Source organism: Herbidospora sakaeratensis, assembly GCF_001570525.1.
Taxonomy (GTDB): domain Bacteria; phylum Actinomycetota; class Actinomycetes; order Streptosporangiales; family Streptosporangiaceae; genus Herbidospora; species Herbidospora sakaeratensis.
Window position 1 is genome coordinate 145,422 of sequence record NZ_BBXC01000010.1, and the last position, 21,248, is coordinate 166,669.

Genomic DNA, 21,248 nt, shown 5'->3' on the forward strand with positions numbered 1-21,248 from the left:
TCCCTTGAAAATGCGAGCGACCGCTCGTATTGTTCAAACGCGAGCGATTGCTCGCAAAAATCCTACCAAGGGGATCGATTCGTCGTGCGCGGAGCCAGCTGGGTGCTCGTCGTGGGCCTCCTGATCACGCTCGCCGCCGGGGCCGTGGCCGCCGGAACGCTCAACGCCCTGTCCCTCAACCGCTTCGAGGCCCCCGGTTCGCAGTCGATGCTGGCCAAGGAGGTGCTCGCCGACCGGTTCGGCACCGGCAGCCCCAACCTCGCCCTCCTCGTCACCGCCAAGCAGGGCACCGTCGACGATCCCGCCGTCGCCTCGGCCGGCCGGGAGCTCACCCGGGAACTCGCCGCGCGGACCGGCGACGCCTGGTCGTACTGGACCCGCGGTTCGGCGACCCTGCGCAGCCAGGACGCCCGGCAGGCGCTCGTGCTGGCCTGGATCCCCGGCGACGCCGACGCGGTCAGGCGGACCGTGCTGCCGGCGCTCACGCCCGAGTTCACCCGCGACGGCCCGCTGGTCAGGGTCGAGGTCGGCGGCGGCGACGAGGTGTTCCGGCAGGTCATGGAGCAGGCCAGGGCCGACTTCCTGCGCGCCGAACTGGTCGTGCTGCCGATGGTCCTGCTGCTGCTCTGGCTGGTCTACCGCCGGTTCGCCGCCGCCCTGGTCACCCTCGCCGTCGGCGTCGCCGCCGTGGTGGGCTCGCTGGCGCTGATCCGCGGGGTGACCCTGTTCACCGACGTCTCCACGTTCGCGGCCAACCTCGCGCTCGTCATGGGGGTCGGGCTCGGCGTCGACTACGGCCTGTTCGTCGTCTTCCGGTTCCGCGAGGAGCTCGGCCGGGGCGCGGAGGTCGCCGAGGCGGTCGCCCGGACCGTCCGGACCGCCGGGCGGACCGTCGTGTTCAGCGGCGTCACCGTCGCCGCCGCGCTCGCGGTGCTGCTCGCCTTCCCGTTCCCGTTCCTGCGTTCGTTCGGGTACGCCGGCCTCGCGGTCGTCGCCGCCGCCGTGCCCAGCGCGACGGTGCTGCTGCCCTCGGCCCTGCGGCTGCTGGGCCACCGGGTCGCCCGGCGGCGGCCGGCCCCGGCCCCGGTCTTCTGGGGAGAGGTGGCCACCCGGGTCATGCGCCGCCCGCTGCTGCTGGGCGGGGCCGCGCTGGCGCTCGTGCTGCTGCTCGGCTCGCCGTTCCTCGGCATCAGGTTCGGCCTCCCCGACGACCGCGTGCTGCCCGACTCGGCCCCCGCCCGCGTTCTGTACGACCAGGTGCGGGCCGGTTTCCCGGTCGAGGAGGCGGACGCCGTCCAGGTCGTGGCCCCGGCCGGGAGCCTGCCGGCCGCCTACGCGGCGGAGCTCTCCCGGATCGCGGGCGTCGCGCGGGTCGACTCGGCCGCCGGGTCGTTCACCGGCGGCCGGCCGGTCGAGGCACCGGCGGACATCCGCTTCACCGCCGGAGGCGCGAGCCGGCTCGTGGTCCTGGCCGCCGACGCCCGGCTCGACCTGGTCGCCGACGTCCGGGCGCATCCCGCGCCGGTCGCGGTCGTCGTCGGCGGCTACCCGGCCGAGCTGGCCGACTACCGCGACGGCGTCGTCGGCCGCCTGCCGCTGGTCGCCGGGCTGATCGTGCTGGTCACGTGCGTTGTGTTGTTCGTGATGAGCGGCAGCGTGGTCGCCCCGCTGAAGGCGGCGGTGCTCAACCTGCTCAGCCTGTCGGTCATGTTCGGCGCGCTGGTCTTCCTCTTCCAGGACAGAACGGGCAGCATCGAGCCCAGCATCCCGATCCTGATGTTCTGCGTCGCCTACGCCCTGTCCATGGACTACGAGGTCTTCCTGCTCTCCCGCATCAAGGAGGAGTACGACCGCACCGGTGACGTCGTGAGCTCCGTACCGAACGGAATCGCGCGGAGCGCGCCGCTCGTCACCGCGGCGGCCGCGATCCTGGCGGCCTCCTTCGCCGTGTACGCCACCTCCGGCGTCGTCTTCCTCCAGATGCTCGGCGTGGGCATGGCCCTCGCGGTGGTGGTCGACGCGACGATCATCAGAGGGGTGCTGCTGCCCGCCGCGATGGCGCTGGCCGGGCAGGCGAACTGGTGGGCCCCGCGACCACTGACAAGGAGGCGTCACTGATCCGCATCGGGATCTTCCTGGTCGGCGCGTTGTTCCCCGGCCAGACCTCCGGCGAGGTGCTGCGGAACACCGTCGAGACCGTCGTCGCCGCCGAGCGGGCCGGCTTCGACGACGCCTGGCTGGCCGAACACCACTTCATGTCCTACGGCGTGATCCCCTCGCCCGTCACGCTGGCCGGGGTCGCCCTGGGCCGCACCTCGCGCATCCACGTCGGCACCGCCGTCAGCGTGTTGTCGGCCCGCCACCCGGTCGCCCTCGCCGAGGAGGCCGCGATCCTGCACCACACGTCGGGCGGCCGCTTCGAACTCGGCGTGGGACGCGGCGGACCGTGGGTCGACCTGGAGGTCTTCGGCACCGGCCTGCCCCGGTACGAACGCGGCTTCGCAGAGTCACTAGACCTGCTCTGCTCGGCCCTGACCAGCGAGAACGTCTCGGCCGACGGGGAGTTCTTCCGGTTCCGCGAGGTGCCCATGACGCCCGAGCCGCCGGGCCTGCGCCCGGTCGTCGCCTGCACCTCGGCCGAGACCGCCGACCTGGCCGCCGCGCGCGGGCTGCCGATGTTGCTGGGCCTGCACGTCGGCGACGCGGAGAAGGCCGCGATGCTGGCCCGGTATCAGGACCGGGCGGCGCCCGGGTGTTCGTCGCCGCGCGCGGAGACGGTCCCGGCCGACCACGTCGGGGCCGCCGTCGGTTTTGTCGCTGACACCACCGAGGATGCGGTCGCCGAGCTCAAGAGGGCCATGCCCCGATGGTTGCGCCCCGGCCTGGCCGGATACGTCCCGGTCGACGGCCGCCCGCGCCCCGCCCGCGACGTCGACGCCTACGTCGACCTGCTCTGCCGCATCCACCCGGTCGGCTCGCCGGAGCACTGCGTGCGGGTCCTGCGCGAGACGATCCGGACGACCGGCCTCGACCGCGTGATCCTCCTGGTGGAGGGCGCCGGCGACCACCGGAGGACGCTGGAGAACGTGGCCCGGCTGGGACGTGACGTGCTGCCGCCGCTACGTGAACACGAGATTGCCTATAAAAGAGGTAGGTAAAGTTGCCTATCCTGAGGGCATGACTCCCGTCATCGTGGTCGTGGGCGGTGGGGCCAGTGGCACCCTGGCCGCCGTTCACCTGCTGCACAACGCACGCGCCCGCCGGCTCCCGCTGCACGTCGTGCTGATCGACCGGTACGCCCGCCACGGCCTCGGTCAGGCCTACTCCACCACCGATCCCGCCCATCTCCTCAACGCCGCCGCCGTGAAGATGAGCGCGCTCCAGCACGACCCCCACGACTTCGTCCGCTGGGCCAAGGCCCCCGACTGCGCCTTCCTGCCCCGGCAGACCTACGGCCACTACCTGCGGGACGTCCTGGAGCGTGCCCAGGACGGGCCCGAGCGCACCGTCCAGCGGGTCACCGGCGAGGTGGCGGCGGTCTCGCGGCGGCCCTACCGGGTGGCGCTCGCCGACGGGAGGCGCTACGACGCCGACGCGATCGTGCTGGCCACCGGCAACGCCGCGCCCGGGCTGCGGCTGCCCGGCGAACGATGTACCAACGACCCGTGGGCGGTGGGCGCGCTCGGCGAGGTCGCCGACGGCGACGTCCTCGTCGTCGGGACCGGGCTGACCATGGTCGACATGGCCGTCACGCTCAGCCGTACGCCCGGCCGGACCGTCTACGCGGTGTCGCGGCACGGGCTGCTGCCCCGCGTGCACAAGGAGGGGCCGGTGGTGCCCCGGCCGGTCGTGCTGCCCGACGGGTCGCTGACCCTGCGGGTGCTGTTCCGCGCGGTGCGCGAGGCGGCGTCCCACGGCGACTGGCGAGAGGTGGTCGACGGGCTGCGGCCCCGGGTGCCGGAGTTGTGGTCGCGGCTCCCGCTGCGGGAGCAGCGCCGTTTCCTGGCGCTGGCGGCGCGCCACTGGGAGATCCACCGGCACCGGATCCCGCCCGTCACCGCCGCGAAGATCGAGAGCCTGCGGGCCGTCGGCCGGTTGAGGCTGCTGAGCGGCTGCGTCGACGGGGTCACGGCCCGCGCCGACGGGGTGACGGTGCACCTGAAGGACCGCGACCTGCCCGTCTCCTGGGTGGTCAACGCGACCGGGCCCGGCTCGGTCTGCGCCCGCGACCCGCTGCTGACCCGGCTCATGGGCGAGGGCCTGGTGCGGGCCGACCGGCTCGGGCTGGGCGTCGACGCCGACGCGCGCGGCCGCCTCGTCGACGCCACCGGCCGCCCCGACGACCGGCTGGTCACCCTCGGGCCGGTGCTGCGGGGCAGCCGCTACGAGACCACGGCCGTGCCGGAGATCCGGGAGCAGGCCGCGACGCTCGCCCCCCACGTCATCGACGAGATAGCGCGGTGGCCAAGTGTGATCTAGATCACATAAGCGAATTGTGTGTTCACCGCGTCTTAATAACGGGGAAATCACACATTTCAAAGGGGAAAATGTTGCCCATTTCGGGAGCTTCACGACGGGCGGTCATCCGATTCCTGGAGAAACGCGATCAGCGACGGGCCAGAAAAGCTCCACCACCCGACACGCGCGAGATCCGTATTCTCCTGCTCCACGCCTATGGTTTGGGCGGCACCATCAGAACGGTCTTCAACCTGGCCGCCCACCTGGCCGAACGGCATGACGTCGAGATCGTCAGCGTCGTCCGCGAGCTCCCCGATTTCTTCTTCGAACCGCCGCCCGGAGTGCGGATCACGTATCTCGACGATCGGGTGAACGGCAGAAAAGGACTGCTCAACCGTTTCCGCAGCCGCCTGACCCCGCCCGACGAGGCCGCCGCCCACTGGTACACCCTGAAGACCGACCTCGCCCTGGCCCGCTACATCCGCAGCCGGCGCGGCGGCGTCCTGATCGGCACCCGCCCGGCCCTCAACCTGCTGATCGCCCGGTTCGCCGGACCCGAGGTGATCACGATCGGCCAGGAGCACGCGAACCTCCCGTCGCACGGCGAGGAGACCCGGAAGCAGATCGCCCGCCGCTACGGCCGCCTGACCGCCGTGGCGACGCTCACCGAGACCGACCTGCGGTCGTACCGGAAGGCCCTGAAGAAGCGCCCGGCCCATCTGGTGCGGATCCCGAACGCGGTGCCGAAGCTGACCGGCGCGTCGGCGCACCGCACCGCGCCGGTCGCGGTGGCCATCGGGCGGCTCGCCCACGTCAAGGGCTACGACCTGCTGATCCGCGCCTGGGCCCACGTCCACCGCGCCCACCCCGACTGGGAACTGCGCATCTACGGCTCGGGGGCCCGCCACGACAAGCTCCAGGAGTCGATCGAGAAGAAGGAGCTGACCGGCTGCGTGCGCCTCATGGGCCCGGCCACCGACGTGGGCGCGGTGCTGGCCGAGGCGTCGATCAACGTGCTCAGCAGCCGCCGCGAGGGCATGCCGATGACCATCCTGGAGGCCATGAGCGTCGGCGTCCCGGTCGTCGCCTACGACTGCCCGACGGGCCCGGCCGAGATCATCACCGACGGCCACAACGGCCTGCTCGTGCCGGCCGGCAAGATCCACGCCCTGGCCGACGCCATCGGCCGCCTCATCGTCGACCCGGGCCTGCGCACCCACCTGGCCGAGAACGGCCTGGCCACCGCCAAGGAGTACGACATGACGACGATCGGGCCGCAGTGGGAGGACCTGCTCAGCGTGTGCTCAGCGGCGTCTCCTCGGTCAGGCGGGACAACTTCTCCGGGTTCCTGACGTAGTAGACCTCGGTGATCAGGCCGTCCTCGACGCGCATGGACATCAGGCCGTCGAGGACGCCGTCGAGGTAGGCGAGGAAGGCCGGGCAGCCGTTGGCCTCGGTCGGCTCCAGGGTCATGACCGTGCCGAACGAGCGGAGGATGCCCGCGTAGAAGCGGATCATCTTCTCCGCGCCCACCAGCGGCCGGTGCATGGCCTGGATCTTGCCGCCGCCGTCGGCCAGCAGCACCACGTCGGGGGCCAGCAGGTCGAGCAGCCCCTGCGGGTTCCCGGTCTCGATCGCCTGCCGGAAGGCGGCCATCGCGTCTCTGGTCTCCTGCTGGGAGGGGGCGCCCCGGGGGCGGCGGGCGGCGACGTGCTCCCGGGCGCGGTGGGCGATCTGCCGGACCGCCGCCTGGGACTTGCCGACGGCTTCGGCGACCTCGGCGTACTCGAAGGCGAAGACCTCGCGCAGCACGAAGACGGCCCGCTCGGTCGGGGTCAGCGTCTCCAGGACCAGCAACATCGCCGTCGACAGGCTGTCGGCCAGCTCGACGTCGTCGGCGACGTCAGGGGCGGTCAGCAGGGGCTCGGGCAACCACGGGCCGAAGTAGGTCTCCTTGCGCCGGCCCAGCACCCGCAGCCGCCCGAGCGCCTGCCGGGTGGCGATGGTGACCAGGTAGGCGCGCTGGTCGCGGACCGCCGAGAGGTCCACGCCGGTCCACTTCAGCCACGTCTCCTGGACGACGTCCTCGGCGTCGGCGGCCGAGCCGAGCAGCTCGTAGGCGACGGTGAAGAGCAGGGTGCGGTGGGCGACGAAGGTCTCCGTCGCGGGATCGGTCATGTCCATCAGATGCCGGAACTCGTCTTTTCGTGACATGTCACAGGGAGGTCGTCAGAAGCATCTCCATGTCCGAGGCGACCAGACAAGGAGACGGCGATGCACATCGTGGTGATCGGAGCCGGATACGCGGGCACCTACGCGGCCAACCGGCTCGCCAGGAAGACCGAAGCACAGATCACGGTGGTCAACCCGCGCGGCCACTTCGTGGAGCGGCCCCGGCTGCACCAGACGTTGTCGGGCACCGGCCGCGACGTCACCCCGCTCACGTCGATGATGCGGGCGGGCGTCACGGTCCGGGTCGCGGCCGTCGACAAGATCGGCGACGGGGTGGTCAGGCTCGACGACGGCGACTCGCTCGGCTTCGACCACGCCGTGCTGGCCGTCGGCAGCACGGTCCGGCCGATGCCGGGCACCGTCGCGGTGGGCACCTGGGAGGGGGCCCAGGAGGGCCGGGCCCGCCTCGCCGCGCTCGGCCCGGGGGCCTGGGTCACCGTCGTCGGCGGCGGCCCGACCGGGCTGGAGACGGCCTCGGAGGTCGCGGCGGCCCGGCCCGACCTGCGGGTCAGGCTGGTCGGCGCGCGGATCGGGGAGGCGTTCAACCCCAAGGCGCGGCGGCGGCTGTTCGCCGCGCTGGCCGGGCTGAAGGTGGAGGTCGTCGAGGACACCCTCACGGAGGCGGGCGAGGGCTTCGTCCGGGTCGGCTCGGGCCGGGAACTGGAGTCGGGCCTGACCCTCTGGGCGATCGTGTCGGGCGTCGGCGACCTCGCGGCACGCAGCGGCTTCACCGTGAACGAGGAGGGCCGGATCGCCGTCGACGACTATCTGCGCAGCGTCGACGACCCCCGCGTCTTCGCCGCCGGCGACTGCGCGGCCGTGCCGGGGGCGCGGTTCGCCTGCCAGACCGCCATCCCGCAGGGCGCCCGCGCGGCCGACAACCTCATCCGCCTGATCGAGGGCCGCCCGCTCCGGCCGCACGAGTTCCGCTACCAGGGCATCTGCATCAGCCTCGGCCGCAAGGACGCGCTGCTCCAGGTGTCGCACGCCGACGACAGCCCGGCCCGGGCGTTCTTCGGCAGTGGCCCGGCCGTGCTGGCCAAGGAGACGGTGCTGCGGGGCATCAAGGTCGGCGTACGGATGGGCGTGGGGATGTGAGGCCATCCCAACTACTCGAAATACATCCGACCTGTTGATCGTATTGTTGCGGGGATGAAGGGTTTTGGGGGGTTGTCGGCACGGAAACATCGGATGCCAGCCCTTGTTTCACGGTTATTTCGGTGCTATTTCCTTGACTACCCCCCTCACCCTGACCGGAGGACCCCCCGTGCGCCGAAGATTGTGCATCGCCGGATTGGCGGTGTTCGCCATGGTGGCCGGTATGACCGCGATCACCCAGACGCAGGCGTCCGCGCTGGCCCTGCCGCCCACCGACGACCTGACCCTCTGGTACAACTCCCCGGCCACCAACTGGGAGACCCAGGCCCTCCCGATCGGCAACGGCCCCCTGGGCGCCAAGTTGTTCGGCGGCGTCGCCTCCGAGCAGATCCAGTTCAACGAGAAGACCCTGTGGACCGGCGGGCCCGGCGCGCAGGGCGGCTACAACCACGGCAACTGGACGTCCCCGCGTCCGGGGGCCATCGACAACATCCAGGCGCAGATCGACCAGCAGGGCCGGATCACTCCGCAGACCGTGGCCAACGCTCTCGGCCAGGGCAAGACGAACTTCGGCTCCTACCAGACCTTCGGCGACCTGTTCCTCGACTTCGCCAACCCGCCCACCAGCACCAGCGAATACCGCCGCGAGCTGAGCCTGCGCGAGGCCATCGCCCGGGTGGGCTACACGGCCGGCGGCGTCGAGTACACCCGCGAGTACTTCGCCAGCAACCCGGGCAACGTCATCGTGGCCCGCATCTCGGCCAACCAGACCGGCCGGGTGTCGTTCACGCTGCGGCACACCTCGCCGCGCACCGACAAGACGGTCACCGCTTCGAACGGGCGGCTCACCATCAAGGGCGCGCTGGCCAACAACGGGCTGAAGTTCGAGGCCCAGGTCCAGGTCGTCAACCAGGGCGGCACCCGCACCGACGCCGGCGACCGGGTCACCGTCACCGGCGCGAACAGCGTGCTGCTGGTGCTCTCGGCCGGCACCAGCTACTCCGACGTCTACCCGACCTACCGGGGGACCGACCCGGCCGCCGGGGTCACCTCGCGGGTGACCACCGCCGCCGCCAAGAGCTGGGACGACCTGAAGGCCGCCCACCTGGCCGACTACAAGAACCTGTTCGACCGGGTGAAACTGAACATCGGCCAGAGCAACCCGACCGTGCCGACCAACACGCTGCGCGCCAACTACACCGGCGGCTCCTCGACACAGGACCGGGCGCTGGAGGCGATGTTCTTCGCGTACGGCCGCTACCTGCTCATCTCCTCGTCGAGAGAGAACGACATCCTCCCGGCCAACCTGCAGGGCGTGTGGAACAACGTGGTGAACCCGCCATGGGACGCCGACTACCACGTCAACATCAACCTGCAGATGAACTACTGGCCGGCCGAGCAGACCAACCTCCGCGAGACCACCCGGCCCTACGACCGCTACGTCAACTCGATGGTCGCCCCCGGCCGGGTCACCGCCCAGAACATGTACGGCGCCCGGGGCTGGGTCGTCAACAACGAGACCAACCCCTACGGCTTCACCGGCGTGCACAACTACCCGCAGTCGTTCTGGTTCCCCGAGGCCGCCGCCTGGACGACCCAGCACCTCTACGACAGCTACCGCTTCAACGGCGACGTCAACTACCTCCGGAACACCGCCTACCCGGCGATCAAGGGCGCGGCCGAGTTCTGGCTCGACTTCCTGCACGTCGACCCGCGTGACAACCGTCTGGTGGTCTCGCCGTCGTACTCCCCGGAGAACGGCGACTTCTCGGCGGGCGCGTCGATGTCGCAGCAGATCGTGCGCGAGGTCTTCACCAACGCCCTGGCCGCCGCCCGCACCCTGGGCGTCGACACCTCACTGCAGAACGAGCTGACCACCGCGTTGTCGCGGCTCGACCCGGGCCTGCGCATCGGCCGCTGGGGCCAGCTCCAGGAGTGGAAGACCGACTGGGACTCCCAGACCGACACCCACCGCCACGTGTCCCACCTGTTCGCCCTCCACCCGGGCAACCAGATCCTGCCGGGCACGGCCGAGGCCACCGCCGCCCGTGTCTCGCTGAACGCGCGCGGCGACGGCGGCACCGGCTGGTCGAAGGCGTGGAAGATCAACTTCTGGGCCCGCCTGCTCGACGGCAACCGCGCCCACAAGCTGCTGTCGGAGCAGCTGAAGTCGTCCACCCTCGACAACCTGTGGGACACCCACCCGCCGTTCCAGATCGACGGCAACTTCGGCGCGACCTCCGGCGTCGCCGAGATGCTCGTGCAGAGCCAGCACGACACCGTGCACGTGCTGCCCGCCCTGCCCTCGACCTGGGCCAACGGCTCGGTGACCGGCCTCAAGGCACGCGGCGACGTCACCGTCGACACGACCTGGAAGTCGGGCGCGGCCGAGACGATCACGCTGAAGACCACCCGCACCGCCCCGATCAAGGTCCGCACCGCGGCCGCCACGGGCACCTACTCGGTCAAGGACGAAACCGGCGCGACCGTCGCCGCCACCCGGACCGGCGACACGCTGAGCTGGAACACGACCGCCGGGAAGACGTACACGATCAGCTTCACCACCACCGGCGGCGGCACCAGCCAGACCGTCGAGGGCGAGGCGTTCACGTCGCAGTCGGGCGTGCAGCCCGCCGGGCACGCCACCGCCAGCGGCGGCCAGACCGTCGGCTACATCGACAACGGCGACTGGGCGGCCTACTCCCAGGTCAGCACCGCGGGGCTGCGCACCTTCAGCGCCCGGGTCTCCTCGGGCGGCCCCGGCGGCACGATCACGATCAGGGCCGGGTCGCAGACCGGGACCGTGCTCGGGACGGTGGCGGTCGCCCCGACCGGCAGCTGGGACACCTTCACCACGGTGACCACCACGCTGACCGGCTCGGGCTCCGGCCCGCTCTACCTGACCTTCTCCGGCGGGTCGGGCAGCCTGCTCGACGTCGACACCATCACCGTGTCGACCCAGGGCGGCACCGGGCCGCAGCCGCAGACCGTGCAGGGTGAGGCCTGGACGTCGATGAGCGGCGTGCAGCAGGCCGACCACCCGAGCGCCCAGGGCGGCTACTCGGTCGGTTACATCGACAACGGCGACTGGGCGGCCTACTCGGGGGTCAACACCTCGGGCCTGCGCAACTTCAGCGCCCGGGTCTCGTCGGCCGGCGCGGGCGGCACCATCCAGGTCAGGTCGGGATCGCAGACCGGGACGCTGCTCGGCTCGGTCGCCGTCGCGCCGACCGGGGGCTGGGACACTCACGTGACCGTTTCCACGACGCTGACCGGATCGGCTTCCGGGCCGCTCTACCTGGTCTTCACGGGAGGCGCGGGCTCCCTGTTCGACGTGGACTCGTTCACCGTGTCCGGCTAGGAATCGGCGAGCGAGCGATCCTCACCTGATCGACGCCGAAACGCGAAAGGGCGTCCTTCCTCGCACGGGAAGGACGCCCTCTTCTGTTACTTCCTTCTGTTACTTCCCGGGGCGGACCAGCTCCGGCCGGAAGGCGATGATCAGGCCGAGCGTCGCGTAGCCGACGAGCAGGTGGGTCGCGCCGACGACGTTTCCGACCTCCGGGCCGAGGATGCCCATGGCCGGGATCGTCACCACGGCCCAGCTTTCGGCGACCACTGGCCAGACGCGGGCCAGGCCGCGCCACCGCCCGGCGAAGGTGACCTTGATCCCGATCACGAACATGCCGAGCATCGACAACGGCCAGAAGAGGTCGAGGACCGCCAGCCAATCGGCGTCGCGCTGGGCGGGCAGCAGGGCGTGCAGCAGGCTCCAGACCATGGCCGGCACGAGCAGCACCCGCTCGACCTGGAGCATGGCGCGGGCGACCTTGGAGGTGCCGGTCGCCTGGGTGCGGATCATGAGGGCCAGCAGGCACATCAGGCCGAACTGGAAGACCAGGCCGCCCAGGTCGGTGAGCATCCAGCCCAGGTCGGTAGTCGGTTGGAAGCCGTAGAAGAAGCTGGAGGCGGCCCAGACCAGGGCGCCGGTCGACAGGCCGAGCGCCAGGTTGCGGGTGGTCGTGTCGGTCGCGGTGGGCGTGGCGGTGAGGGTCATCGTCGGGTCCTTCTGTGAAGCGGATCGTGGCGCGAGCCACGGCCTTCCGCGTCTCGCTTTCGGGAACGACGACGATCCTCCGGAGTGGGCGGCCCGGGCCGTCAGGGCGCGGCGTCCCGTCTTGGTGCTCGGAACAATTGGGACACGAGTCCTAGGGACTTCGCTGACCTGCTGAGGCATGCTTCTCGGGTGCGGAAGGTGCTCTTCGCGGTCGCGGTGGCCGCCCTGCCCGCCGCGGCCCTCATCGACGTACGGGTCCCGGCGGCCCATCGGGCCGGGCTGGTCCTCCAGCCGGGCGCGTTCGACGCGCTGGCCGGGATCGCGCTGGCGGCGGCCGGGATGGTCGTGCTGGGCCGGTTCCCGCGGCACGCGCTCGGCCGGCTGATGTCGGTGTTCGGCGCCTGGTGGGCGCTCGACGGGCTGGCGTCGTCGTGGCTGGCCTATTCGACGTTCGAACGACTGCCGGGCGACTCGGCGGCCTTCCTGGTCTACCAGCGCCTCGGCGCGGGCCTCCTGCTGCTGTTGCCGCTGCTCCTGCTGCTGTTCCCCGACGGGAGGCTGCCGACGGGCCGGTGGCGGGTGGTCTCGCTCGTCAGCCTGGGCCTGACGAGCCTGCTGCCGCTGGCGCTGATCGCGGCGCCGTCGGGGATCGCCCAGGCCACCTCCGAACCGGGTCCCCTCCCGGCGGCCCTGCAGAGCGTCAACCTCGACCTGCTCTACCTGCCGCTGCCCGACGAGGTCTGGACCGTCGTGCTGCGGGTGGCCCAGTTGTGCGTGCCGCTGAGCCTGGTCGCGCCGTTCGCCGTGGTCGTCCGGCGTTATCGCGGCTCGGCGGGGCTCGACCGGACGCGGCTGCGCTGGCTGGTCTGGGCGGGCGTCGTCGACCTCATGGTCATGCTGACGTTCCGGCTGCTGCCCGGCTCGTGGACGGCGATCGGCCTCCTGATCGGCGTCGTCCTCACCGCCGCGGCGGTCGCGGTCGGCGTCGTCCGGCCCGAACTGGTCGACGTCGACCGTCTGCTCGGCGGCACCGTCGTGTACGCCCTGCTGCTCGCCCTGACCTTCGTGCTCGACCTGGTCGTGCTGGGCAGCGTCGGGCAGTTCCTCGGCTCCCGCCTGAACGACGGCGAACGCCTGGTCATCGCGGTGTTCGCGGTCGCCATCGCGTACGCGCAACTGCGCCACCGGCTCTGGCGGCTGGTCCGCCGCTGGGTCGTGGGCGACCGCGACGACCCCTACCACGTGGTCTCGGGCCTGGCCGAGCGGCTGGAGGCGACCGACGACACGGAGGCGCAGCTCCTCACGCTGGCCCGCACGGTCAGGCGGGCGTTCCGGTCGTCGTACGTCGGCGTCGAGATCACCGACGCGCTCCTGGTCGAAGACGGCGAACGCCCGGCCGAGACCCGGGCGCTGCCCATCGCCTACCGGGGAGAACGCATCGGCCGGCTGGTGTTGCCCGCCCGGGTCACCCGCCCGTCGTCGGCCGACGAGCGCCTGCTCGCCGACGTGATCAGGCAGGCCGCGGCGGCGGCGAGAGCCGTCCACCTGGCGGAAGAGCTGCAACGCGGCCGCGAGAGGATCGTGTCGGCCGTCGAGGACGAACGCCGCCGTCTGCGCCGCGAACTGCACGACGGCCTCGGCCCCACCCTGGCGGCCGTGGCCGCCCGCATCGACATGGCCAGGATCACCGCCCGCCGCTCGGGCGACGACGCCGACCAGATCCTCGGCCAGGCCCGCCAGGAGCTCACCGGCCTGCTCGCCGAGGTCAGACGCCTGGTCCACGGCCTGCGCCCCCCGGCGCTCGACGACGTCGGCCTGGTCGGCGCCATCCGCCAGCTCGCCCCCGACCTGACCATGACCGTCGAGGAGCACGGCGACCTGACCGGCCTGCCCGCCGCTGTGGAGGTGGCCGCCTACCGCATCGCCGCCGAGGCGATCACGAACGTCCGCCGCCACGCCCACGCGACCACCTGCACCGTGACCCTGACCCGCGCCGACGGCGCGCTGTCCGTCGAGATCACCGACGACGGCGTCGGCCTGCCCCCCGCCGCGGCCACGGGGGTCGGCCTGCTGTCGATGCGCGAACGCGCCGCCGAACTGGGCGGCACCTGCCAGGTCGGCCCACACGAACCCAGGGGAACCCGGGTGTGGACGACCCTCCCCGCCCGCGACGAGGTGACGGTATGACGATCAGCGTCCTGGTCGTGGACGACCACCCGGTCTTCCGCGAGGGCTTCGCCGCCCTGCTCGGCAGCATCGACGAGATCGACGTGCTCGGCACCGCCGCGAACGGCGCCGAAGCGGTGGCTCAGGCCCGCCGGGAGACCCCCGACGTGATCGTCATGGACGTCTCCATGCCGGAGATGGACGGCATCGAGGCCACCCGCCGAATCTTGGCCGACCGCCCGGAGACCGGCGTGGTGGTCCTGACCATGTCGGAGGAGGACGGCACCATCTTCGACGCCCTGCGCGCCGGCGCCCGCGGCTACCTGCTGAAGGGCGCCGAACCCGACGAGGTCGTGCGCGCCATCACGACGGTGGCCGGAGGAGGCGTGGTCTTCGGCGCCGTCCTCGCCGCCCGCATCGCCGACTTCCTCGCCCCGCGCGGCCCTGCGACCTCGGGCGAGACCTTCCCGACCCTGACGGCCCGGGAACGGGAGGTGCTCGACCTGGTCGCGGCGGGCCTGTCGAACGCCCAGATCGCCGCCCGCCTGTTCCTCTCGCAGAAGACCGTCCGCAACCACGTGTACGCGGTCATGGGCAAACTCCAGGCGGCCGACCGGGCCGAGGCCATCATCCGCGCAAGGGACGCCGGCCTCGGCCGCTAGCCGACGGCCAAGGCCCTCCGCCATTCGGCGAACTGCTCCCTGATCCGCCGGATGTCGGTCTCGGGGAGGCCGTAAGCCAGGAACTCGCTGTCAGGGTAGAGATCCAGCGCGGACAACATCTGTCCGAAGACGGCTCGGTCGAAGCCGAGATCACGGGACGCGGCGAGCTCCAGCAGTCGTTCCCTGGTGAATCTGCCGGTTGACAGAAACGCGTCGACGTCGATGAAGTCACGGACCTCGGCCCGGCTGAACAGTGCCTCGACCTTGCCGCCCGCGACGTCGTCGAGGTGGACGACCGGGCCGATTTCCATGGTCACCGGCGGGTGCGCACGCAGGTCGGAGGCCAGTTCGACCTTGCTGGTCTGATCGGTGGCGGGGTCGGCGACCGTGAGCCGGACGAACTGAGGGCTGTCGATCTCGACTGTTACGGCCAGACGGTGATTCGTGTACGCGTCGCGGATCTTGCCGACGCCTTCGGCGAAGTCCCTGCGGGCACTTGACGTGAAGAGGTCGAGATCCTCACTCGGACGCTGGAGTAAACCGTGAGCCTGCACGGCGTAGCCGCCGGCCAGGGCGAACCCGTGGTCGGCGGCCGCCTGCAGCGCCACGCGCGCCAGCCGCTCATGGAAGTCGTCCATCAAGCCGCTCGGCGTTGAAGCTCAGGGAACCGTTCGTGCCACAGCGACCGGACCCGGGGCGGCAGCACCAGTTCGTGCCACACCTTGCGCAGGATCGTGGCGTTCAGGAACTGCCTCAGATCATCGGGCGTGGCGCTCTCTCGGATCACCCGCATGTAGAGCAGTCGTATGTCGGTGATCTGATCGAGCAGGTAGGCCCGCTCCGGCCCCCAGTCGATATGCCTGGGGAGCTTGACGGCGCCGGTCACCGGACCGCTGAGCTCTTCCAACGTCGCGGGAACGACGTATGGCCGGAGTGCTCCGTACCCCTTCGGATCCATGTCTCTCAGTGTGACCGAGTCACCAGCGATCGGCGACCTGGGGGGCGATCAGGTCGTCGTAGATCTCGTTGACCGCGGCCAGCGTCTCGCCGGTCAGCGGCGCGAGGTCGGCGGCGGCGCTGTTCGAGCGGGCCTGGCCCGGGTTGCTGGCGCCCGGGATGATAGCGCTCACACCCGGCTGGTCGATGATCCAGCGCAGCGCGAACTGGGCCATCGTCGCGCCCTCGGGCACGAGCGGCGCGAGGCGGCGGACCGCTTCGAGGCCCGTCTCGAAGTCGACGCCCGAGAAGGTCTCGCCGACGTCGAAGGCCGCGCCGTGGCGGTTGTAGTTGCGGTGGTCGTTCTCCGGGAAGGTCGTGCGGGTGTCGTATCGGCCGGAGAGCAGGCCGCTGGCCAGCGGGACCCGGGCGATGATGCCGACCCCCGCCTTCTGCGCGGCGGGGAGGACCTCCGCGAGCGGGCCGAGGCGGAGCATGTTCAGGATGATCTGCACGCTGGCCACGCCCGGGCGGGCGATCGCCTTGAGCGCCTCCTCGCGGGTCTCCACGCTGACCGCGTAGTTCTTCATGCGGCCCTCGGCGACCATGGTGTCGAGGGCGTCGAAGACCTCGTCGCTCGAGTAGACCGGGGTGGGCGGGCAGTGGAGCTGGACCAGGTCGAGGGTGTCGACGCCCAGGTTCTGCCGCGACCGGTCGTTCCAGGCGCGGAAATTGTCGAGGTTGTAGTTCTCGGGGGTCTGCTCGACCCGGCGGCCCATCTTGGTCGCCACCAGGATGTCGGGGTGGTCCTTGACGAAGCGGCCGATGAACTGCTCGCTGCGGCCGTCGCCGTAGACGTCGGCGGTGTCGAAGAAGTCGACGCCCGTCTCGACGGCGGTCTCCAGGACGGCGAAGGCGGTCTCCTCGCTGACGTCGCCCCAGTCGGCGCCGAGCTGCCAGGTGCCGAGGCCGACCACGGACACGTCGCGGCCGGTCCGGCCAAGTCTGCGGTGTTCCACGTCTTTCCTTCCATAGTGGAATCTGCAGGTCCGAGACTAGTCACCCGAGATCAGGGCTTCTGACTCCAGGACGTCGGCGACGACGTGGTCGGCCCGGGAACCGTGCGGTTCGCGGGTGATCCAGATCGTGCGCAGCCCGGCCGCCCGGCCGCCCTCGATGTCGGCGGCGTGGTTGTCGCCCACCATCCAGCCGCCGCCCGCCAGCGGCAGGCCGCACCGCTTGGCGGCGATCTCGAAGAGGGCCACGTCGGGTTTCCTGATCCCCTCGACCCCGGCCACGGCGAACCCGTCGACCGCGTCGGCCAGCCCGGTGGCGCGGAGCTTGCCGAGCTGGTTGTCGGCCATGCCGTTGGCCACGATCCCGACCTTCCACCCGGCGGCCCGCAGCCGGGCCAGCATGGCCAGCACCTCAGGCCGGCACTCGACCAACTCCGGCATCCGGGCCCGGTAGGCGGCCCACAGTTCGTCTGCGGACGGGGCGAGGTCGAAGTGATACTTGATCCACCGGAACATCAGGTCTCGGTGGGGGATGTCCAGATCGAGGAGCCACCGCACCCCGTCGTCGCCCAGGCCGTGGGCGCCGGCGAACTCGGCGGCCCAGGCGTCGAACGCCCCGTCGAGATCGATGAGCGTGTTGTCCATGTCGAACAGGACCAGCCGTTGCACGCGGCCGACTCTATAGAGGTGACGTGAATGAAGCGGGTGCTGGCGGCCCTGACCCTGCTGGCGACCTCCCAGTGCGCGGCCGATCCTGAGGCGGTCTACCTGGTCGAGAACCACGACCAGTCGGTGACCGTCCACAACATGATCGGGCTCGCGGTCGGCGACGACCTGAGACTGCCCGAGGTCGAGCACGTCCAGCGCATCACCGCCGCCGACGACGGTTTCCACGTGCTCGGCATGACCGGCGACTTCGAGCCGCGCTACTTCCGGCTGCGTGCGCCCTCCTACACGCCCGAGCCCGTCGAGGCCATGAAGGGCGTCGGCACCGCCAAGCTGGCCTGGGCGATGACCCGCGACGGGTCCAAGGTCGCCTTCGAGACGGTCGGCGGGCCGTCTGTCGTGGTCCGGGATGTCGCCACGGGCCGCCAGACGGCCACGAAGGTGACCGGCCTGAGCCGGCTGGCCTGGTCGCCCGACGGGGAACGGCTGCTTCTCACGGTCTCGCTGCCCTGCACGCCGCCGCCCCCGTCGGAGTCGAGCACCGCCATGTGCCTTCCCGAGCAGCAACTCCGGTTCCTGGACGCCGACCGCCCCCTGCGGACGTTCAAGGAGATCACCGCAGATCCGGTGGTCACCGGCGACGGCATCCTCGTCGGCGTGCCCGGCGAGATCCTCCGCCTCGCCCACGACGGCACGATCCTCGACCGGTTCAAGGGCGCCGGCCGGCTCTCCCCGCGGGGCGACCAGCTCATGATCCAGGGTGCTGGACGACTCTCCGTCGGCCCGCTGAGCGGCGGAAACCGGCGCGACTTGCCGTGGGACGACAAGATCATGGAAACCGCGACCTGGTGACGTCATGATCACGTTCGCCGGACCACGGGGGCCCGGCGGAAACGTGAGGAATGACCGATGAGTTGGGTTCTGGCCGCCTTTCTGCTGGCCGAGGTGCCGGGGGTGCCGACCGTCGCCGAGGCGCTCAACCAAGTGGAGACGCTGGAGGTCGCCGAGGAGCGGAACGCGTCCACCTACGACCGGGTGCTGTTCCCGCACTGGTCGACCGTGTCCGGCACCTGCAACACCCGCGAGACCGTGCTCCGGCGCGACGGCTTCGACGTCGTCACCGACGCCGCCTGCCGGCCGGTCTCCGGCACCTGGCACAGCCCTTACGACGGCGGGATCTGGACCAGCCACTCCGACGTGGACATCGACCACATGGTCCCGCTCAAGGAGGCGTGGCGGTCGGGGGCCTGGGCGTGGACGACCGAGAAGCGCCGCCGGTTCGCCAACGACCTCGACGGGCCGCAGTTGTGGGCGGTGACCGACAACGTGAACCAGGCCAAGGGCGACAAGGACCCGGCCGCCTGGAAGCCGCCGCTGCGGGACTTCCAGTGCGTCTACGCGAAGTCGTGGATCGCCGTGAAGCACGCGTACACGCTGACTCTGCAGGCCGCGGAGAAGGAGGCGCTCCTGGACATGCTGCTCACCTGCTGAGGCAAGGTCTCGGGAAAATGCCTTCAAACCGCCACGAATCGGTTGTTAGCTTCGGCGGTAGGGGGTGGTTGCATTGGCCAGCGCGAGGGAGATCAAAACGGTCTGCGTCGAGGCCTACAACCGGCACGACGTCAAGGCGATGGTGTGCCTGTTCGCACCCGCCGGCGTCCTGGTCACACCGGCGGGCATCCAGGAGGGCCGGGAGGAGGTCGCCTGGTACTACACCCACTGGTTCGACGCGTTCTCGGACCTGAAGGTCACCGCGTGGACGATGCCGACGACCGACGACCCCGCCGTCACCGAGTTCACGATCACCGGCACCCAGGACGGGCCGTTCCTGCTCTCCGAGGGAGTGGAACTGCCCGCCACGGGGCGGCGGATCGCGCTGCGCGGGGTGTCGGTCTGCACGATCGAGGACGACCTGGTCGTCACCGACCGCGACTACTACGACCAGCTGGAGCTCTACAGCCAGCTCGGCCTGCCGGTGGGGGTGGGGGTCTAGATCGCGGGGGCGGGTTTGCGCGCCTCGACGACCAGCGGGAACGGCCGGGGATAGGGGGCGCCCACGCCGAACTGGCCCGACAGCGTGTCGGCGAACGCCGCCGCGATGCGGAGTTCGCCCTGGCCGTTGGGGTGGGTGCCGTCCCAGGTGTGGGCCGAGGCGACGAACTCGGCGTGGGTCGCGGCGATGACGATCGGGGAGCGCGCGGTCGTCATGTCGCCCGCCGTGAGGATCAGCCGGCGGTTGAACTCCGACACGCGGGCGTTGAAATCGGGATCGACCGAGGCCCGGTGGGTGTCGAGCACGGTGCCCAGGATGATCTTCACGTCGTGGTTGCCGGTTCTGGCGTTGGAGATGAAGGCCCGCAGATTGGCCTCGTTCTGGTCGGCGGAGTGGCCGTACCAGAAGAGGTCGTTGATCCCGAGCAGGACCAGCAGGTACTGCGGCCGGTGGGCGGCCACCTTCCGGGCGATCTCGGCCATCTCGACGCAGTAGGGGCGGCCCCACTGGGCGTTGTGGTCGGGGTCGAAGTCGGGGTCGGCGTAGCTGTCGTCGCCGTCGCCCTGCTCGGGGGTGGCGATGGCGTCGAGGTCGTTGCGGGGGCCGACGAAGTCGGGGGTGACGTCGTGCTGCCTGAGGTGCTTGAACAGCCGGTAGCGCCAGGTCCAGTCGCCGCTGCTGCCGTGGCTGATGGAGTCGCCGACGATCATCAAGGTGACAACGCTCATAATCACTGAATGTAGCTGTATGAACACGGTTCGTCATTCAGGAGTTGTCATGCTGCCGTTGCACATGCGCCGCCAGGAGTTCGACCCGCACCCCGACCTCGCCGGGCTGCTCGACCAGGAAGGGCTCGTCCGGGTCCCGACCCTCTACGGCGGGCCGGAGGCGTGGCTGGTCACCCGCTACGACGAGGTCCGCGACGTGCTGCGCGACCCGGAGACGTTCAGCAACGCGCTGAGCCTGAACCTGCGCTTCCCCGATCTGCCGCAGCCCACCCCGGAGGAGGAGGTCCAGATGCGCGCGGGCGCGATGCTGATGATGGACCCGCCCGAGCACACCCGGCTGCGGCGCATGCTGACGCCCGAGTTCACCATGCGGCGCATCCGCCGCCTGGAGCCGAGGGTCACCGAGATCGTGCACGACCACCTCGACACCATGGAGGCCAAGGGCTCGCCCGCCGACCTGGTGACCGACTTCGCCATGCCGGTCCCGTCGCTGGTCATCTGCGAGCTGCTGGGCGTGCCCTACCAGGACCGGGCGGCGTTCCAGGAGCGTACCGCCACGATGATGGACCTCGCCTGCCCGCCGGAGAAGCGGCTGAGCGCGCAGCGGGAGGCCCGCGACTACATGGCCGACCTGGTCGCCCGGCACACCGCGACCCCCGGCGACGACCTGCTCGGCATGCTCATCAGGGAGCACGACCTGGAGATCGACGAGCTGATCGGCATCGGCGGGCTGCTGCTGATCGCGGGGCACGAGACGACCGCGAACATGCTCGGCCTGGGCACTCTCGCCCTGCTGCGCAACCCCGCCCAGCTGGCCGGGCTGACCGACGACGTCGACGGCGTGGTCGAGGAGCTGCTGCGCTACCTCACCATCCTGCACGCCGGGGTCTCCAAGGTCGCCACCCGCGATGTCGAGCTCTCGGGCACGAAGATCCGCGAGGGCGACGTCGTGATCGTCTCCCTCCCGGCCGCCAACCGCGACCCGGCGTTCGCCGCCGACCCCGACCGGCTCGACGTCGGCCGGGAGAACCGGGCGCACGTCGCCTTCGGCTACGGCGCGCACCACTGCCTCGGCGCGCCGCTCGCGCGCATGGAGCTGCGCATCGCCTTCCCCGCGCTGTTCGCCCGGTTCCCGGGCCTGCGCGAGACCGAACCGGCCGCGGAGTTCCGGGCCCATCACTTCGTGTACGGGCTCTCGACGCTTCCCGTCGCCTGGTAGGCGGCGCCGAGAGCCCG

19 protein-coding genes are annotated in these 21,248 nt (G+C 71.1%); 12 read left to right on the forward strand and 7 right to left on the reverse strand.

Translation table 11 applies throughout. The features are described 5' to 3' along the window. Window positions 1-84 precede the first annotated feature (84 nt). The 4 genes from AW271_RS13900 to AW271_RS13915 all read left to right on the forward strand — a co-directional run bounded on the left by AW271_RS13900 (window position 85) and on the right by AW271_RS13915 (window position 5,810). Window positions 85-2,118, forward strand: coding sequence for an MMPL family transporter (locus AW271_RS13900; RefSeq protein ID WP_062336728.1), 2,034 nt, complete (start codon window positions 85-87; stop codon window positions 2,116-2,118). After that, window positions 2,118-3,158, forward strand: coding sequence for an LLM class flavin-dependent oxidoreductase (locus AW271_RS13905; RefSeq protein ID WP_062337511.1), 1,041 nt, complete (start codon window positions 2,118-2,120; stop codon window positions 3,156-3,158). Before AW271_RS13900 ends, AW271_RS13905 begins: the two co-directional genes overlap by 1 nt. Window positions 3,159-3,177: 19 nt before the next feature. Beyond that, window positions 3,178-4,479 (forward strand): FAD/NAD(P)-binding protein, encoded by a 1,302-nt coding sequence (locus AW271_RS13910; protein WP_062336730.1) that lies wholly within the window; start codon window positions 3,178-3,180, stop codon window positions 4,477-4,479. 200 nt (window positions 4,480-4,679) lie between these two features. Then, window positions 4,680-5,810 (forward strand): glycosyltransferase family 4 protein, encoded by a 1,131-nt coding sequence (locus AW271_RS13915; protein WP_245653051.1) that lies wholly within the window; start codon window positions 4,680-4,682, stop codon window positions 5,808-5,810. Here the strand turns inward: AW271_RS13915 and AW271_RS13920 are convergent. Beyond that, a complete protein-coding gene (locus AW271_RS13920; protein ID WP_083976597.1) occupies window positions 5,752-6,672 on the reverse strand; it encodes an RNA polymerase sigma-70 factor in 921 nt (306 codons plus the stop codon). The genes AW271_RS13915 and AW271_RS13920 overlap by 59 nt on opposite strands. A gap of 60 nt (window positions 6,673-6,732) precedes the next feature. Between AW271_RS13920 and AW271_RS13925 the strand changes: the two genes are divergently transcribed. Together AW271_RS13925 and AW271_RS13930 are read left to right on the forward strand one after the other, a co-directional pair. Next, on the forward strand, window positions 6,733-7,788 hold the full coding sequence (locus tag AW271_RS13925) for an NAD(P)/FAD-dependent oxidoreductase (RefSeq protein WP_062336732.1): 1,056 nt from the start codon (window positions 6,733-6,735) through the stop codon (window positions 7,786-7,788). Between the two features lie 169 nt (window positions 7,789-7,957). Then, window positions 7,958-11,149 (forward strand): glycosyl hydrolase family 95 catalytic domain-containing protein, encoded by a 3,192-nt coding sequence (locus AW271_RS13930; RefSeq protein WP_157554111.1) that lies wholly within the window; start codon window positions 7,958-7,960, stop codon window positions 11,147-11,149. 99 nt (window positions 11,150-11,248) lie between these two features. On the opposite strand, the gene AW271_RS13935 is transcribed toward AW271_RS13930, so the two are convergent. Beyond that, window positions 11,249-11,845: a hypothetical protein gene (locus AW271_RS13935; protein WP_062336734.1), complete on the reverse strand. Its 597-nt coding sequence runs from the start codon at window positions 11,843-11,845 to the stop codon at window positions 11,249-11,251. A gap of 189 nt (window positions 11,846-12,034) precedes the next feature. On the opposite strand from AW271_RS13935, the gene AW271_RS13940 reads away from it, so the two are divergent. Together AW271_RS13940 and AW271_RS13945 are read left to right on the forward strand one after the other, a co-directional pair. Next, entirely contained in the window at window positions 12,035-14,032 is a 1,998-nt protein-coding gene (locus AW271_RS13940; RefSeq protein ID WP_062336741.1) for a sensor histidine kinase, read from the forward strand. Next, window positions 14,029-14,673 carry a response regulator gene (locus AW271_RS13945; protein ID WP_062336743.1) on the forward strand — a complete coding sequence of 215 codons (645 nt, stop codon included), beginning with the start codon at window positions 14,029-14,031 and terminating at the stop codon, window positions 14,671-14,673. The genes AW271_RS13940 and AW271_RS13945 overlap by 4 nt, the downstream gene beginning before the upstream one ends. On the opposite strand, the gene AW271_RS13950 is transcribed toward AW271_RS13945, so the two are convergent. The 4 genes from AW271_RS13950 to AW271_RS13965 are packed head-to-tail and all read right to left on the reverse strand — an operon-like array spanning window position 14,670 to window position 17,294. After that, window positions 14,670-15,311, reverse strand: coding sequence for a nucleotidyl transferase AbiEii/AbiGii toxin family protein (locus AW271_RS13950; protein ID WP_062336745.1), 642 nt, complete (start codon window positions 15,309-15,311; stop codon window positions 14,670-14,672). The two genes, AW271_RS13945 and AW271_RS13950, sit on opposite strands and share 4 nt — an antisense overlap. Beyond that, the gene (locus AW271_RS13955) at window positions 15,311-15,631 is read right to left on the reverse strand and encodes a hypothetical protein (protein WP_062336747.1); all 321 of its coding nucleotides are present in this window, start codon (window positions 15,629-15,631) and stop codon (window positions 15,311-15,313) included. The genes AW271_RS13950 and AW271_RS13955 overlap by 1 nt, the downstream gene beginning before the upstream one ends. A 19-nt stretch (window positions 15,632-15,650) precedes the next feature. Then, window positions 15,651-16,628: an aldo/keto reductase gene (locus tag AW271_RS13960; RefSeq protein WP_062336749.1), complete on the reverse strand. Its 978-nt coding sequence runs from the start codon at window positions 16,626-16,628 to the stop codon at window positions 15,651-15,653. Between the two features lie 36 nt (window positions 16,629-16,664). Then, entirely contained in the window at window positions 16,665-17,294 is a 630-nt protein-coding gene (locus tag AW271_RS13965; RefSeq protein ID WP_062336751.1) for an HAD family hydrolase, read from the reverse strand. 27 nt (window positions 17,295-17,321) lie between these two features. Between AW271_RS13965 and AW271_RS13970 the strand changes: the two genes are divergently transcribed. From AW271_RS13970 to AW271_RS13980, 3 genes are all read left to right on the forward strand, one after another. Further along, window positions 17,322-18,143: a hypothetical protein gene (locus AW271_RS13970; protein WP_062336753.1), complete on the forward strand. Its 822-nt coding sequence runs from the start codon at window positions 17,322-17,324 to the stop codon at window positions 18,141-18,143. 57 nt (window positions 18,144-18,200) lie between these two features. After that, window positions 18,201-18,782 carry an HNH endonuclease family protein gene (locus AW271_RS13975; protein WP_062336755.1) on the forward strand — a complete coding sequence of 194 codons (582 nt, stop codon included), beginning with the start codon at window positions 18,201-18,203 and terminating at the stop codon, window positions 18,780-18,782. Window positions 18,783-18,855: 73 nt separating this feature from the next. Then, window positions 18,856-19,284 (forward strand): ester cyclase, encoded by a 429-nt coding sequence (locus tag AW271_RS13980; RefSeq protein WP_062336757.1) that lies wholly within the window; start codon window positions 18,856-18,858, stop codon window positions 19,282-19,284. Here the strand turns inward: AW271_RS13980 and AW271_RS13985 are convergent. Beyond that, window positions 19,281-20,012 (reverse strand): GDSL-type esterase/lipase family protein, encoded by a 732-nt coding sequence (locus tag AW271_RS13985; RefSeq protein ID WP_083976601.1) that lies wholly within the window; start codon window positions 20,010-20,012, stop codon window positions 19,281-19,283. The genes AW271_RS13980 and AW271_RS13985 overlap by 4 nt on opposite strands. A 49-nt stretch (window positions 20,013-20,061) precedes the next feature. Here AW271_RS13985 and AW271_RS13990 point away from each other — a divergent pair, with 49 nt between their 5' ends. After that, a complete protein-coding gene (locus AW271_RS13990; RefSeq protein WP_062336760.1) occupies window positions 20,062-21,231 on the forward strand; it encodes a cytochrome P450 in 1,170 nt (389 codons plus the stop codon). Window positions 21,232-21,248: the final 17 nt, after the last annotated feature.